The sequence below is a fragment of the Pseudomonas sp. P106(2024) genome (assembly GCF_057480815.1).
In genome coordinates this window covers 234,119-248,390 of sequence record NZ_JBLIYU010000003.1, presented here as the reverse complement: position 1 = coordinate 248,390, position 14,272 = coordinate 234,119, and the positions used below count along the sequence as shown (strand labels likewise).

Genomic DNA, 14,272 nt, shown 5'->3' with positions numbered 1-14,272 from the left:
TTTTGGGGCCGCAGCGGCCCTTAATCGACGATCAACTGAAATGAACAGACAGACCCGCCAGCAGCCAGGGCTGATCGGCTATGCTTGCGCAGCGCACGGAGCAAGTAACCGGCTTGGGACCCATGGATATCAAGTTCACCAATCGCCTGTCATACAAGCAAGCCCGGTTGACAGTCCTGGTCGGCTTCATCCTGGGAACATTGCTCAGTCTCATCCAGATCGGCATCGATTATGCCAGCGAAGACGCGTCCATCAACCGTGAAATTCAGGCACTGCTGAAGATCAGCCACGACACGGCCTCGCGCATCGCCTACAACATCGACACGGAACTGGCCCAGGAGCTGACCGGCGGCCTGCTGAAATCGCCGGCGCTGATCCGCGCGCGGCTGATCGACAACAACGACACGGTGCTGGCCGATGTGCAGCGCCCCAGCATGGAAAGCCGCTACCGGGCGCTGTCGGACTTCCTGTTCGGCGAGCAGCGCCAGTTCCAGGACCGGCTGTTCCTCGCCCATATGCCCGATGAATACCTGGGCACCCTTTACCTGGATGTCGACACCTACACCTTCGGCGCACGCTTCCTCGACCGCGCCGGGGTCACCCTGGTCAACGGCTTCGCCCGCAGCCTGGTGCTTACCGGCATCCTCCTGGGGCTGTTCTACCTGATGCTGACCAAGCCACTGGTGACGGTGATCGGCGCGCTCAGCGGCAACGATGCGCGCACGCCCAGGCAGAACCGGGTGGACTGCCCAAAGGGCCACGAGAACGACGAGATCGGCGTGCTGGTGCGGGTCGCCAACCAGCAGTTCGTCAGCATGGCCACCGAGATCCAGCAGCGGCGCACCGCCGAGAACCGCCTGACCCAGTACCTCAACGAGCTGGAAGACATCGTCTCGGCACGCACCAACGAGCTCAAGGCCAGCAACAGCCGCCTGAGCCTGTCCAACCAGGAGCTGGACGAGGCGCGCCAGCGCGCCCTGGACATGGCCCAGGCGCGCGCCGCCTTCCTGGCCAACATGAGCCACGAGATCCGCACCCCGCTCAACGGCATGCTGGGCATGATCGCCCTGGCCCTGGACAGCGGCCTGGCGCCCGAGCAGCGCCAGCAGCTGTCGATCGCCCACGACTCGGGCAAGGTGCTGGTGGAGTTGCTCAACGATATCCTCGACCTGTCCAAGTTCGATGCCGGCCAGCTGGAACTGGAGCGCATTCCGTTCGACCTCGGCGCGATGGTCGAAGACACCGCCAACCTGCTGTCGCAAAATGCCGCGCCCAGTGTCGAGCTGACCTGCCTGGTCGCCCCGGACTTCCCAAGCACGGTGCTGGGTGACCCGACCCGGGTGCGGCAGATCGTCAGCAACCTGTTGTCCAACGCCCTCAAGTTCACCCGTTTCGGCCGCGTCGACGTGCGCCTGAGCAGCATCGTCGGCGGCGTCCGCCTGGAGGTGAGCGACACCGGCATCGGCATCCCCGAGGAAGCCCAGGCGCGGATCTTCCAGCCGTTCACCCAGGCCGGCGCCGGCATCACCCGCCAGTATGGCGGCACCGGCCTGGGCCTGGCCCTGACCCGCAACCTGTGCCAGGCCATGCAGGGGCATCTGCATATCCATTCCGAAACCGGCTTCGGCAGCCGCTTCAGCGCCGACCTGCCGCTACCGGCGCACACCGCGGCGATCCCGCCGGCGCCGCTGAGCGGGCGGGTGGTGGCCCTGGGCAACCCCGGCAGCGGCCTGGCCGAGCTGCTGCAGGGGCTGCTGCCACGCTGGGGGCTGGAATACGCGCGCCACGAGAACGCCAGCGAACTGACAGGCACGGCCGTCGACCTGCTGATCACCGACGATCTGGACCACGTGCTCGACCTGCGCCCGGCCATCGAGGCGCCAATCCTGCTGGTGACCGCCTACGGCAATTTCCTGCCCGCCGAGCAGGCCGAGCAGCTGGCGCCCCTGCAACAACTGGCCCGCCCCCTGGCGCGCAACGCTCTGTACCAGACCCTGCGCCGCACCTTGCAGGGCGAGCCCAACGCGCCCCTGCCCCACGAGGTGCCGGCCTCGCGCGAGCTAAGGGCGCGTATCCTGCTGGTGGAGGACAACCCGGTGAACCAGCTGGTGGCCAAGGGCATGCTGGGCAAGCTCGGCTGCCAGGTGCAGGTGGCCGCCCACGGCCAGGAGGCCCTGGACAGCCTGGAGCAAGGCAGCTTCGACCTGGTGCTGATGGACTGCAACATGCCGGTGATGGATGGCTACGAGGCCAGCCGGCGCATCCGCCAGAGCAGCCGCTGGCCAGAGCTGCCGATCGTCGCGCTGACCGCCAACGCAATGCCCGAGGAGCGCGAGCGCTGCCGCGCCGCGGGCATGAACGACTACCTGGCCAAGCCGTTTCGCCGCGAGGAACTGCTGGCGCTGATCGAGCACTGGGTGCCGATCAGCGGTTGAGCAGCGGCTCGATCGCCGACTTCAGCGCCTCGGGCTTGGTGGTCGGGGCAAAGCGGCTGACCTTGCCGGTGCGCGGATCGACCAGGAACTTGGTGAAGTTCCACTTGATCTTCTGCGTGCCCAGCACGCCCGGCGCGCGGCGCTTGAGCTCGGCGAACAGCGGGTGGGCACCGGGGCCGTTGACCTCGATCTTGCGAAACAGCGGGAAACTCACGCCGAAGTTGAGTTCGCAGAACTGCGCGATCTCGCGGGCATCGCCCGGTTCCTGCTTGCCGAACTGGTTGCAGGGAAAGCCCAGCACCACCAGGCCCTGGTCGCGGTAGTCTTGCCACAGGCGTTCGAGGCCCTTGTACTGCGGGGTGAAACCGCACTGGCTGGCGGTGTTGACCACCAGCAGCGCCTTGCCGGCGAAGTCGCCCAGCACTTTCTGTTCGCCACCGAGGGTGACGCAGGGGATGTCCAGCAGCGCATCGGCCATGTTCGCTCTCCGTCAATCGCGTGGCTTGAGGTCCAGGCACACCGAGTTGATGCAGTAGCGTAGCCCGGTCGGCGGCGGGCCGTCGGGAAATACATGGCCCAGGTGGGCGTCGCACCGGGCGCAGGTGACTTCGGTGCGGATCATGCCGTGGGAGGTGTCGCGGATCTCGATCATCGCGGCCTCCTGAATCGGCTCGTAAAAGCTCGGCCAGCCGCAGCCGGAATCGAACTTGGCCTTGGCGTCGAACAGCGGCAGGTCACAGCAGATGCAGTGGTAGATGCCGTCGCCGCGCTCGCTGTTGTACTTGCCGCTGAACGGACGCTCGGTGCCCTTGAGCCGGCACACCTGGTACTGGGCCGGATCGAGCATGGCGCGCCATTCGTCCAGGGTTTTGTCGATCTTTTGCATGATGGAACCTCGGCAGGCTGATTTTCACCTCGCACCGGCTTTTCCCTGGCGCGGGTGGCACGTATATTAGTTGGCTTCGTGTGCAAGGCAGCCAGTCTGGCACCCGCTTCCCGCCCTTTCAAACCTTTCGAGCAAGGGCGGCGCGTATTCTCACTCGGGATCTCATCATGCAGTTCAGCAAATCGAACAAGCTCGCCAATGTCTGCTACGACATTCGCGGCCCAGTGCTCAAGCACGCCAAACGCCTGGAAGAGGAAGGCCATCGCATCCTCAAGCTGAACATCGGCAACCCGGCGCCGTTTGGTTTCGAGGCGCCGGACGAGATCCTCCAGGACGTCATCCGCAACCTGCCCACCGCCCAGGGCTACAGCGACTCCAAGGGCCTGTTCAGCGCACGCAAGGCGGTGATGCAGTATTGCCAGCAGAAGGAAATCGAAGGCGTCACCATCGAGGACATCTACCTGGGCAACGGTGTGTCCGAACTGATCGTGATGTCGATGCAGGCGCTGCTCAACAATGGCGACGAGGTGCTGATTCCGGCGCCTGACTACCCGCTGTGGACCGCCGCGGTGAGCCTGGCCGGCGGCAAACCGGTGCACTACCTGTGCGACGAGCAGGCCGACTGGTTCCCGGACCTGGACGACATAAAGGCCAAGATCACCCCGAACACCAAGGCCCTGGTGATCATCAATCCGAACAACCCGACGGGCGCGGTGTACTCCAGGGAGCTGCTGCTGGGCATGCTGGAGCTGGCGCGCCAGCACAACCTGGTGGTGTTCTCCGACGAGATCTACGACAAGATCCTCTATGACGAGGCCGTGCACATCAGCACCGCGTCCCTGGCTCCGGACCTGCTGTGCCTGACCTTCAACGGCTTGTCCAAGTCGTACCGGGTGGCGGGCTTCCGCTCCGGCTGGCTGATCATCTCCGGGCCCAAGCATCACGCCCAGAGCTACATCGAAGGCATCGACATGCTGGCCAACATGCGCCTGTGCGCCAACGTGCCGGCCCAGCACGCGATCCAGACCGCCCTGGGCGGCTACCAGAGCATTAACGACCTGGTGCTGCCACCGGGCCGCTTGCTCGAGCAGCGCAACCGCACCTACGAGCTGCTCAATGCCATCCCCGGGGTAAGCTGCGTCAAGCCGATGGGCGCGCTGTACGCGTTCCCGAAGATCGACCCGAAGGTCTGCCCGATCTTCAACGACGAGAAGTTCGTGCTTGACCTGCTGCTGTCGGAAAAGCTGCTGATCGTCCAGGGCACGGCGTTCAACTGGCCGTGGCCGGACCACTTCCGCGTGGTGACGCTGCCACGGGTGGATGACCTGGAACAGGCCATTGGCCGGATCGGTAACTTCCTGCGGACCTATTCGCAGTAACACGGCCCCGAGGTAGGAGCGAGCCTTGCCGAGGCGTCGGACCGGCCGCTCCTACCCCCTTACATCCTGCAACGCTCTATCCCACAGCCCTCTCGGCATCCTCTGCCATACTCCTCGCGTACACAGTTTGAAATAGTCGCCCGGTTGAATAGCCGCGCCCTCCCCCTTATATACCCCGCAGTACGCAACGAACTTATCCGTCAGGAGAACGTAACAACCATGATGCGCATTCTGTTGTTTGTAGCCACCAACCTCGCGGTGGTGCTGGTTGCAAGCATTACCCTGAGCCTGTTCGGCTTCAACGGGTTCATGGCGGCCAACGGGGTTGACCTCAACCTCGGCCAGCTGCTGGTCTTCTGCGCCGTGTTCGGTTTCGCTGGCTCGCTCGTCTCGCTGTTCATCTCCAAGTGGATGGCAAAGATGACCACCGGCACCCAGATCATCACCCAGCCCCGCACCCGCCACGAACAATGGCTGCTGCAGACCGTCGAGGAGCTGTCCCGCGAGGCCGGCATCAAGATGCCCGAGGTGGGTATCTTCCCGGCCTACGAGGCCAACGCCTTCGCCACCGGCTGGAACCGCAACGACGCGCTGGTCGCCGTTTCCCAGGGCCTGCTGGAGCGCTTCTCGCCCGATGAGGTGCGCGCGGTGCTGGCCCACGAGATCGGCCACGTGGCCAACGGCGACATGGTTACCATGGCGCTGGTGCAGGGCGTGGTGAACACCTTCGTGATGTTCTTCGCCCGCATCATCGGCAACTTCGTCGACCGGGTGATCTTCAAGAACGAAGAAGGCCACGGCATCGCCTACTTCATCGCGACCATCGTCGCCGAGCTGGTACTGGGTATCCTCGCCAGCATCATCGTCATGTGGTACTCGCGTCGCCGCGAGTTCCGCGCCGACGAAGCCGGCGCCCACCTGGCCGGCACCGGTGCAATGATCGGCGCGCTGCAGCGCCTGCGCTCGGAACAGGGCCTGCCGGTGCACATGCCCGACACCCTGAAGGCCTTCGGCATCAATGGCGGCCTCAAGCATGGCCTGGCCGGCCTGCTGATGAGCCACCCGCCGCTGGAAGACCGTATCGACGCCCTGCGCCGTCGCGGTTGATCCAGGCAGCAACAAGAAAGGGCGACTTCGGTCGCCCTTTCTATTTGCTATTTGCCATGTCGCCCTCCCCTATGGGAGCGCCAGCTCAGCGTCTTAGCCGATAAACACGCTCCAGCAGGCTCGTCACACCGGCCTTCAAAAACTTCGGACTCTCGTCGAGAATCTCCCGCGCCTCGACCTCATCGACCCGCCACCCGACAAAACCTGCCCGCACTTCGGCGTCCGGCACCGAGAACGGCGGTCCGTCGATCAATGCCTGGTCGTACTCCAGGGTCACCAGCAGCCCCCGACAGGCCGCCGGCAACCGCTCTCCCAGCAACGCCATGTACCGCTCGCGCATCGCCACCGGCAAGGCGATCAGCGCCGCCCGGTCATACACCCCCGCGCAATCCGCCAGATCCTCGGCACGCAGGGCGAACACATCCCCGCACCACAGCTCCACCTCGTCGCTGCGCCACACCTCGAAGGCACCGTGCCGAGAAATTTGCGCCACCAAGCCATGCTCGGTGAAGAAGTCCGCCACCGCCCTGCGCGAAAGCTCCACCCCCAGCACCCGATAACCTTGGGCGGCCAGCCAGAGCAGGTCCAGGCTCTTGCCGCACAGCGGCACCAGCACCCGCGACCCCGGGGCCAACCCCAAGGTCGGCCAGTGCGCCTGCAGATATGGATTCACCTGCGGTTGGTGAAAGCCAATCTGGTTGTCCGCCCACCGCTTGTGCCAGAACGCTGGCTCCATGATCCCTCCCGGTTTTTCGATAAAAGGCTGTGAAAACTTATATTGGATCTTGATCGAAGGCTGATCGAAGATGGCTGTATCTTACCTGCCAGGACCCCGCCATGCTGCCCAGCCTGTTCATCTCCCACGGATCGCCCATGCTCGCCCTGCAACCCGGCGCCAGCGGCCCGGCCCTGGCCACGCTGGCCCGCACCTTGCCCCGCCCGAAAGCGATCGTGGTGGTGTCGGCGCACTGGGAGACCCGCGAACTGCTGGTGATGGGCAACCCGCAGCCGCAGACCTGGCATGACTTCCATGGTTTTCCGCCGGCGCTGTATGCGGTGCAGTACCCGGCACCCGGCGAACCGGCACTGGCCAGGCGGTTGTCCGAACTTCTGGGGGCCCGACTGGATGAGCAGCGGCCCTTCGACCATGGTGCCTGGGTGCCGCTTTCACTGATGTATCCCGAGGCGGATATTCCAGTGGTTCAGGTGTCGCTACCCAGCCAGGCCGGTCCTGATCTGCAACTGAAGGTTGGCTGGGCGCTGTCGGCACTGCGCGAGGAAGGCATCCTGCTGATCGGCTCGGGCAGTATCACCCATAACCTGGGCGAGCTTGACTGGCACGCCGGGCCGGATGCGGTCGAGCCCTGGGCGCTGGCGTTTCGTGACTGGGTGGTGGATCGGTTGAGTGCCGGGGATGAGACGGGGCTTGTGGATTATCGGCGGCAGGCGCCGTTTGCGGTGCGCAACCATCCCAGTGATGAACACCTTTTGCCGTTGTTCTTTGTCATGGGGGCTGGCGGGCGATTTGGCATCGTGCACCAGGGGTTTACGCTGGGGGCGCTGGGGATGGATATCTATCGGTTCGACTGATGTGCGCCAGGGGGGCGCGAGGCTGCCCCTACAGGGATCGGGGTCAGCTGATCGCCAGGCAAAAAAATCCCCGGCCAGAAGGCCGGGGATTTTTTATTGCAGCGCCAAGATCAATCTTCGCGGTAGCGACGCAGCTTCAATTGCTTGCCGGCAACGCGGGTGTCCTTGAGCTTGGTCAGCAGGCGCTCGAGGCCGTCTTCCGGCAGCTCGATCAGACTGAAGCTGTCACGCACCTGGATGCGACCGATGGCGTCACGCGCCAGGCCACCCTCGTTGAGGATCGCGCCCAGCAGGTTCTTGGCGGCGATGCCGTCACGGGCACCCAAGGCGGTACGGCAACGCACGCGGCCTTCGGCCAGCGGCATCGGCGCGCGGCGCTCGCGGTCACCACGGTCCGGACGCTCGCCGCGCTCGGTGCGCTCACCACGCTCACGCGGGGTGTAGGTCGGCACCAGCGGCTGCTCGCGCTCCACCGAAGCCAGGTCCAGCGCCTGGCCGTTGGTGGCCTTGCGCAGCAGCGCCGCGGCCAGGGCACGCGGGGTGCAGCCCAGGTCGGCGGTCAGGCGGTCGAACAGTTCGCCGTGGCTGGCTTCGGACTCGGCCACCAGCGGCGCCAGGCTCTTGGTCAGCTTCTTGATGCGCGCATCCAGCACGGCTTGCGGGTTAGGCAGGCGGGCTTCAGCGACTTTCTGGCCGGTGACACGCTCGATCACCTGCAGCATGCGACGCTCACGCGGGGTGACCAGCAGCAGCGCACGGCCATCGCGACCGGCACGGCCGGTACGGCCGATACGGTGCACGTAGGACTCCGGATCGTACGGCATGTCGACGTTGAACACGTGGGTGATACGCGGTACGTCCAGGCCACGGGCAGCGACGTCGGTGGCGACGACGATGTCCAGGCGGCCATCCTTGAGCGAGTCGATCACGCGCTCACGCTGGTTCTGGGCGATGTCGCCGTTCAGCGCGGCAGCCTTGTAGCCTTTGGCTTCCAGGGCGGCGGCCAAGTCCAGGGTAGCCTGCTTGGTGCGCACGAAGGCGATCAGCGCATCGAACTCTTCCACTTCCAGCAGGCGCAGCACGGCCGGGATCTTCTGGTCGGCGTGGACCATCAGGTGGGCCTGCTCGATCGCGGTCACGGTCTGGGTCTTGCTCTGGATCTTGACGTGCTTCGGCTCGCGCAGGTGGCGCTCGGCGATGGCACGGATCGAGGCCGGCAGGGTGGCGGAGAACAGCACGGTCTGGCGGGTGGCAGGGATGGCATCGAAGATCACTTCGAGGTCATCCATGAAGCCCAGCTTGAGCATTTCGTCGGCTTCGTCGAGCACCAGGTACTGGACGGTGGACAGGACTTTCTCGTCGCGGCGCAGGTGGTCGCACAGGCGGCCCGGGGTGGCGACGACGATCTGTGCGCCATTGCGAATGGCACGCAGCTGTGGGCCCATCGGGGCACCACCGTACACGGCCACCACGTTAACGCCCGGCATCTGCTTGGCGTAGGTTTCGAAAGCGGTGGCTACTTGCAGCGCCAACTCACGGGTTGGCGCCAGGATCAGGGCTTGCGGTTCGCGCTTGCTCACGTCGATCTTGTTGAGGATCGGCAGGGCGAAGGCAGCGGTCTTGCCGGTGCCAGTCTGCGCCTGGCCGATCATGTCGTGACCGGCGAGGATGATCGGGATCGACTGTTGCTGGATGGCCGACGGCTCTTCATAGCCGGTGGCCAGGACGGCAGCAACGATGTTCGGATTGAGTTCGAGAGCGGCGAATCCGCCGGTTTCCTGGGTCATGGGTCTGCCTCTAGGTGCATCCGCAAAGACCCATGCTCCAAAGCTGCACATGCCTTGAAAGACCAAACGGTCACCCAGGCAGCTTTGGCGGCGGGGATTTGCGAAAACGATTGAAATAGGAACGTCTTGGGGAGGTCCGCCTAGCGGACGCGCAGCCGAAGCTGGATTCGGAGGATTTGCACCACCTGATTTTGAGGTCCGCTAAAAGACCGGCGCGTACTATACCCGAAATAGCCGTGAGTTGTGAGAAATATTTCGAAGATCCAGACTCACATTGGATCCAGGCTGAATCGTTTCCCTGCAGACGCGTACATCCGGATCAGGTCGCCGGACGGATGGCCTTGATCAGGTACTCCAGCGAATAGCCCAAACGTGGCGCCAGCGCGGCGGCTCGCGCCCGCACGGCATCGATGTCCAGCGTCTGCTCAAGGTCCGCCGGCACCAGCAGGATCACGTTGCCCTCCTTCACCGGCAGCTCCCAGTAATGCCGGTGATACAACCCACGCAACAAGGCCGCGCCCAACGGCTTGCCGTCGTCCCCGGCCCACTGGTTGATCACCAGCCAGCCATCGGGGTTGAGCTGCTTCTGGCAGTTCTCAAGGAAACCCCAGGCCAGATGGCCGACGCCGGGGCCATAGTCGGTATACAGGTCGACAAACAGCAGGTCGGCCTTCTCCGCGCTGGACAGCAGTTCGAGGGCGTCGCCCACCCGCACATACAGCCTCGGGTCGTCGTCCAGGCCCATGTACTCCATGGCCAGACGCGGCACATCAGGGCGCAGCTCGATGGCCTCGACATCCTCCAGCGGCAGGAACTTCAGGCACGCCTGGGTCAGGGTGCCGGCGCCAAGGCCGAGGAACAGCGCGCTCTCCGGCTGCCCGTGGCACAGCGCGCCGACCAGCATGGCGCGGGTGTAGTCGTACTCCAGCCAGCTGGGGTCGGCGGTGAAGGTGCAGCTCTGCTCGATGGCGTCGCCGAACTCGAGGAAGCGATAGTCATCCACCTCGTAGACGCTGATGACGCCAAAGGCGTCCTCGACCCGTGCCAGCAGCCGCTCTTCCCGCTCCGTCGCCATCCCTACCACCTGCCCGCGCAAAAGGCCCATTGTCCGCCAATGCCGGTGGTGCAACAAGCACACCCGGGCGTACCATGACCGGCAGGCCTTAACGACACTTATGGATAGAGCTTGCAATGACCCGACAATGGACCCCTGACAGCTGGCGCGCCCTGCCGATCCAGCAGCAACCGATCTACCCCGACGCCGCACACCTGCTGAAGGTGGAGCAGACTTTGGCCAGCTACCCGCCGCTGGTGTTCGCCGGCGAAGCCCGCGAGCTGCGCCGGCAGTTCGCCGAGGTGACCCAGGGCCGGGCGTTCCTGCTGCAGGGCGGCGACTGCGCCGAGAGCTTCGCCGAGTTCTCCGCGGCGAAGATCCGCGACACCTTCAAGGTGCTGCTGCAGATGGCCATTGTCATGACCTTTGCCGCCGGCTGCCCGGTGGTCAAGGTCGGGCGCATGGCCGGCCAGTTCGCCAAGCCGCGCTCGGCCAACGACGAGACCATCGGCGACATCACCCTGCCCGCCTACCGCGGCGACATCGTCAACGGCATCGGCTTCGACGAAAAAAGTCGCGTCCCCGACCCCGAGCGCCTGCTGCAGGCCTACCACCAGGCCACCGCCAGCCTAAACCTGCTGCGCGCCTTCGCCCAGGGCGGCTTTGCCGACCTGCACCAGGTGCACAAGTGGAACCTGGACTTCATCGCCAACTCGGCGCTGGCCGACAAGTACCACCAGTTGGCCAACCGCATCGACGAGACCCTGGCCTTCATGCGCGCCTGCGGCCTGGACACCGCGCCGCAACTGCGTGAAACCAGCTTCTTCACAGCCCACGAAGCGTTGCTGCTCAACTACGAGGAAGCCTTCGTGCGCAGCGACAGCCTGACCGGCGACTACTACGACTGCTCGGCGCACATGCTGTGGATCGGCGACCGCACGCGCCAGCTCGACGGCGCCCATGTCGAGTTCCTGCGCGGCGTGCACAACCCGATCGGGGTCAAGGTCGGCCCGAGCATGAACCCCGAGGAGCTGATCCGCCTGATCGACGTGCTCAACCCGGACAACGACCCGGGCCGCCTGAACCTGATCGTGCGCATGGGCGCCGGCAAGGTCGGCGACCACCTGCCGGGGCTGATCCGCACCGTGCAGCGCGAGGGGCGCCAAGTGCTGTGGAGCTCCGATCCGATGCACGGCAACACCATCAAGGCCAGCAGCGGCTACAAGACCCGCGATTTCGCGCAGATCCTCGACGAGGTCAAGCAGTTCTTCCAGGTGCACCAGGCCGAGGGCAGCCACGCCGGCGGTATCCACATCGAGATGACCGGGCAGAACGTCACCGAGTGCATCGGCGGCGCCCGGCCGATCACCGAAGATGCACTGTCCGACCGCTATCACACCCACTGCGACCCGCGGATGAACGCCGACCAATCGCTGGAGCTGGCGTTCCTGATCGCCGAAACCCTCAAGCAGGTACGCCGCTGAGCAACGCCTGACGCAGCCGGCTGCCCTCGGCGCGGGGGCAGTTGAGCTGCACCCTCTCCAGCCCCAGCCAGGCGGCTAGCCGCTGCAAGTTGGCCGCCAGCGCCAGATACCCTTCCCCGTCCAGCCCTGCCGGTTCCTCGTGCACTGCATGCACCGCCAACCGCCCGTGGGCGCGCTCGGCGCGCAGATCCACCCGCGCGGCAATGCGCTCCCGATAAAGAAACGGCAGCACGTAGTAGCCGTACACCCGCTTGTGCGCCGGGGTGTAGATCTCAAGGCGATAGCGGAAGTCGAACAGGCGCTCGGTACGCTCACGCGCCCAGACCAGTGAATCAAAAGGCGAGAGCAAGGCGCTGGCTTCGATGCGCCGGGGAACCCGTGGCACGCCCGCGACATAGGCTGGTTGTTTCCAACCCTGCACCGTGCAGGCCTGCAGGCGCCCGTCCTCGACCAATACGGCCAGGGCGGCCTTGCTCTGCTGCGGCGAGAGGCGAAAGTAATCACGCAGGTCCTGTTCGGTGGCCACGCCCAGGGCAACCGCGGCGTGCAGCAGCAAGCCCTGGTGCGCTTCGGCCTCGTTGGGTTGGGCCTGCTCTAGGAGGGTCGCCGGCAGCACCCGCTCGGGCAGGTCGTACAGGCGCTCGAACCCGCGACGCCCGGCCACGGTGACCTCGCCGGCGGCGAACAGCCATTCCAGCGCATGCTTTTCTTCGCTCCAGTCCCACCAGGGGCCGGCGCGCTCCTCGCGGGTGGACAGGCTGCCCGCGCCCAGCGCGCCCTGGTCGCGAACCGCCGCCAGTACCCGCTCGATCACCTCGCGCCGCTCGCGGCCGAACGCGGCCAGTTGCCGGTAGATGCCCTTGCCGTCGGCGGCATGGGCCATGCGCCAGCGCATCAGCGGGTACAACGTCAGCGGCAGCAACGATGCTTCATGGCCCCAGTATTCGAACAACCGGCGCTGGCGGCGCTGGCCCCAGGCGAGCTGGTCGAGCAGGTCGCGCGGATAGTCGCCCAGGCGCGAGAACAGCGGCAGGTAGTGGGAGCGCACCAGGGCATTGACCGAGTCGATCTGCACCACGCCCAGGCGCTGGAACATGCGTGTGAGACTGGCAAGGGTCGGCGGGCCGCCGGGCGACTTGCCGAAGCCCTGGGCAGACAAGGCCAGGCGGCGGGCCTGGGCGAGGGACAGGCTGAGGGACATGCAGTGGGCTCCGTCTGATGTTCAGACAGTAAAGACGCAATCGCCGGACAGGTTTGTCCGGCGATTGTAGCCCTCTTCATTTACGCAGCGGGTCTTCCCAGAAATGCCGGTCGGCCTCCTGCTGGATATCAGCCCGCGACAACCCCAGGTCGTGCAGCGTGGCATCGCTCAGGCGCGCCAGTTCATCGCGCTGGCGGTGCAGTTCGTACCAGCGCAGCAGCCGCCCGCCGACATCGTGCAACAGGTGGCCGAGGGTAGACCCAGGCTGGTGAGCAACGTTGAAATGACCTTTCATCTTGACGCCCTCCGTGTGGATGGCTCCAGTCTCTGCCCAGGCCTAAGATCAATCCAACGAATGTTTCTGATGCCATGCATCTCGGAGATTGATGCCATGTCCCAGTATCAGAGTCTCGACGCGGACGTGCTGCGCACCTTCGTCGCCATCGCCGAGCAAGGCGGCTTCACCCGCGCCGGCGAGGTGGTCAACCGCACCCAGTCGGCGGTGAGCATGCAGATGAAGCGCCTGGAAGAGGACATCCTGCAGCGCCAGCTGTTCGAGCGTGACGGCCGCCAGGTGCGCCTCACCGCCGAGGGCCAGGTCCTGCTGGGCTATGCCCGGCGTATCCTCAAGCTGCACGGCGAGGTGTTCAACACCCTGCGCATGCCGCACATGGTCGGCGTGGTGCGCATCGGCACCCCGGACGACTACGCCATGCGCTACCTGCCGGGCATCCTCACCCGTTTCGCCCAGGCGTACCCGCTGATCCATGTCGAGGTGCACTGCGATTCGTCCAAGCAGTTGATGCTGCGCCAGGACCTGGACCTGACCATCGTCACCCGCGAGCCGGGCAACGAAGTTGGCCAGCTGCTGCGCCAGGAGCGCCTGGTGTGGGCCGCGGCCAAAGGCTTCTGCCCCCACGAGCAGCGGCCGATGCCGCTGGCGCTGTTCAACACCGACTGCTTCTGCCGCGCCTGGACCTGCAATGCCCTGGAGCGCGAGGGCATCGAGTACCGCATCGCCTACACCAGCCCGAGCCTGGCGGCGATCTTCGCCATCGTGCATGCCGGCCTGGCGGTGACCGCGCAGCTGCAGAGCCTGATCGGTGGCGACCTGCGCATCCTCGGCGCGGACGAAGGCCTGCCGCAGTTGCACATGGCCAATGTGATGCTGCTGCGCAACGACCAGCAGCATTCGCCGATCACCGACTGCATGGCCGAGTACATCGTCGAAGGGTTCAAGTAACACGTCAAAACTATCGCGGGGCAAGTCGCATCGGCGCACCGCCGCTCCCACGAGTGATCAAGCGTGGGAGCGGCGGTGCGCCGATGCGACTTGCCCCGCGATCAGG

Annotated in this window: 13 protein-coding genes; 6 read left to right on the top strand and 7 right to left on the bottom strand. The window is 65.4% G+C overall.

Annotation, left to right across the window (positions count from 1 at the left end):
* The first annotated feature begins 80 nt into the window (after positions 1–80).
* Positions 81–2,435, top strand: a complete 2,355-nt coding sequence (locus AC25M7_RS07295; protein ID WP_028691720.1) for a response regulator — start codon at positions 81–83, stop codon at positions 2,433–2,435.
* Here AC25M7_RS07295 and AC25M7_RS07290 read toward each other — a convergent pair.
* A complete protein-coding gene (locus AC25M7_RS07290; protein WP_069017516.1) occupies positions 2,425–2,913 on the bottom strand; it encodes a glutathione peroxidase in 489 nt (162 codons plus the stop codon). The two genes, AC25M7_RS07295 and AC25M7_RS07290, sit on opposite strands and share 11 nt — an antisense overlap.
* A gap of 12 nt (positions 2,914–2,925) precedes the next feature.
* Positions 2,926–3,321: a peptide-methionine (R)-S-oxide reductase MsrB gene (msrB, locus tag AC25M7_RS07285; RefSeq protein ID WP_028691722.1), complete on the bottom strand. Its 396-nt coding sequence runs from the start codon at positions 3,319–3,321 to the stop codon at positions 2,926–2,928.
* Positions 3,322–3,488: 167 nt separating this feature from the next.
* On the opposite strand from msrB, the gene AC25M7_RS07280 reads away from it, so the two are divergent.
* Positions 3,489–4,700, top strand: a complete 1,212-nt coding sequence (locus tag AC25M7_RS07280) for a pyridoxal phosphate-dependent aminotransferase (protein ID WP_028691723.1) — start codon at positions 3,489–3,491, stop codon at positions 4,698–4,700.
* Between the two features lie 219 nt (positions 4,701–4,919).
* Complete coding sequence (gene htpX, locus AC25M7_RS07275; protein WP_028691724.1) at positions 4,920–5,807, top strand: protease HtpX; 888 nt, start codon at positions 4,920–4,922, stop codon at positions 5,805–5,807.
* 85 nt (positions 5,808–5,892) lie between these two features.
* Here htpX and AC25M7_RS07270 read toward each other — a convergent pair whose 3' ends face one another.
* Entirely contained in the window at positions 5,893–6,543 is a 651-nt protein-coding gene (locus tag AC25M7_RS07270; protein WP_182323007.1) for a thiopurine S-methyltransferase, read from the bottom strand.
* Between the two features lie 101 nt (positions 6,544–6,644).
* Here AC25M7_RS07270 and AC25M7_RS07265 point away from each other — a divergent pair, with 101 nt between their 5' ends.
* A complete protein-coding gene (locus AC25M7_RS07265) occupies positions 6,645–7,397 on the top strand; it encodes a DODA-type extradiol aromatic ring-opening family dioxygenase (RefSeq protein ID WP_197866848.1) in 753 nt (250 codons plus the stop codon).
* A 110-nt stretch (positions 7,398–7,507) separates the two neighbouring features.
* Here AC25M7_RS07265 and AC25M7_RS07260 read toward each other — a convergent pair whose 3' ends face one another.
* Both AC25M7_RS07260 and AC25M7_RS07255 read right to left on the bottom strand, forming a co-directional pair.
* Positions 7,508–9,184, bottom strand: coding sequence for a DEAD/DEAH box helicase (locus AC25M7_RS07260; protein ID WP_028691727.1), 1,677 nt, complete (start codon positions 9,182–9,184; stop codon positions 7,508–7,510).
* Positions 9,185–9,503: 319 nt separating this feature from the next.
* The gene (locus AC25M7_RS07255) at positions 9,504–10,259 is read right to left on the bottom strand and encodes a spermidine synthase (protein WP_028691728.1); all 756 of its coding nucleotides are present in this window, start codon (positions 10,257–10,259) and stop codon (positions 9,504–9,506) included.
* A gap of 116 nt (positions 10,260–10,375) precedes the next feature.
* Between AC25M7_RS07255 and AC25M7_RS07250 the strand changes: the two genes are divergently transcribed.
* On the top strand, positions 10,376–11,722 hold the full coding sequence (locus AC25M7_RS07250; RefSeq protein WP_028691729.1) for a class II 3-deoxy-7-phosphoheptulonate synthase: 1,347 nt from the start codon (positions 10,376–10,378) through the stop codon (positions 11,720–11,722).
* On the opposite strand, the gene AC25M7_RS07245 is transcribed toward AC25M7_RS07250, so the two are convergent.
* Positions 11,703–12,923, bottom strand: a complete 1,221-nt coding sequence (locus AC25M7_RS07245) for a winged helix-turn-helix domain-containing protein (protein ID WP_062361636.1) — start codon at positions 12,921–12,923, stop codon at positions 11,703–11,705. The genes AC25M7_RS07250 and AC25M7_RS07245 overlap by 20 nt on opposite strands.
* A gap of 76 nt (positions 12,924–12,999) precedes the next feature.
* A complete protein-coding gene (locus AC25M7_RS07240; RefSeq protein ID WP_062361634.1) occupies positions 13,000–13,218 on the bottom strand; it encodes a DUF1127 domain-containing protein in 219 nt (72 codons plus the stop codon).
* A 96-nt stretch (positions 13,219–13,314) separates the two neighbouring features.
* Here AC25M7_RS07240 and AC25M7_RS07235 point away from each other — a divergent pair, with 96 nt between their 5' ends.
* The gene (locus tag AC25M7_RS07235) at positions 13,315–14,166 is read left to right on the top strand and encodes a LysR substrate-binding domain-containing protein (RefSeq protein ID WP_486970897.1); all 852 of its coding nucleotides are present in this window, start codon (positions 13,315–13,317) and stop codon (positions 14,164–14,166) included.
* The last annotated feature ends 106 nt before the right edge of the window (positions 14,167–14,272 follow it).

Coding starts and splice junctions, on each gene's coding strand:
- AC25M7_RS07295 (WP_028691720.1), top strand. CDS start 81: ATGCTTGCGCAGCGCACGGAGCAAGTAACCGGCTTGGGACCCATGGAT.
- AC25M7_RS07290 (WP_069017516.1), bottom strand. CDS start 2,913: ATGGCCGATGCGCTGCTGGACATCCCCTGCGTCACCCTCGGTGGCGAA.
- msrB (WP_028691722.1), bottom strand. CDS start 3,321: ATGCAAAAGATCGACAAAACCCTGGACGAATGGCGCGCCATGCTCGAT.
- AC25M7_RS07280 (WP_028691723.1), top strand. CDS start 3,489: ATGCAGTTCAGCAAATCGAACAAGCTCGCCAATGTCTGCTACGACATT.
- htpX (WP_028691724.1), top strand. CDS start 4,920: ATGATGCGCATTCTGTTGTTTGTAGCCACCAACCTCGCGGTGGTGCTG.
- AC25M7_RS07270 (WP_182323007.1), bottom strand. CDS start 6,543: ATGGAGCCAGCGTTCTGGCACAAGCGGTGGGCGGACAACCAGATTGGC.
- AC25M7_RS07265 (WP_197866848.1), top strand. CDS start 6,645: ATGCTGCCCAGCCTGTTCATCTCCCACGGATCGCCCATGCTCGCCCTG.
- AC25M7_RS07260 (WP_028691727.1), bottom strand. CDS start 9,184: ATGACCCAGGAAACCGGCGGATTCGCCGCTCTCGAACTCAATCCGAAC.
- AC25M7_RS07255 (WP_028691728.1), bottom strand. CDS start 10,259: ATGGCGACGGAGCGGGAAGAGCGGCTGCTGGCACGGGTCGAGGACGCC.
- AC25M7_RS07250 (WP_028691729.1), top strand. CDS start 10,376: ATGACCCGACAATGGACCCCTGACAGCTGGCGCGCCCTGCCGATCCAG.
- AC25M7_RS07245 (WP_062361636.1), bottom strand. CDS start 12,923: ATGTCCCTCAGCCTGTCCCTCGCCCAGGCCCGCCGCCTGGCCTTGTCT.
- AC25M7_RS07240 (WP_062361634.1), bottom strand. CDS start 13,218: ATGAAAGGTCATTTCAACGTTGCTCACCAGCCTGGGTCTACCCTCGGC.
- AC25M7_RS07235 (WP_486970897.1), top strand. CDS start 13,315: ATGTCCCAGTATCAGAGTCTCGACGCGGACGTGCTGCGCACCTTCGTC.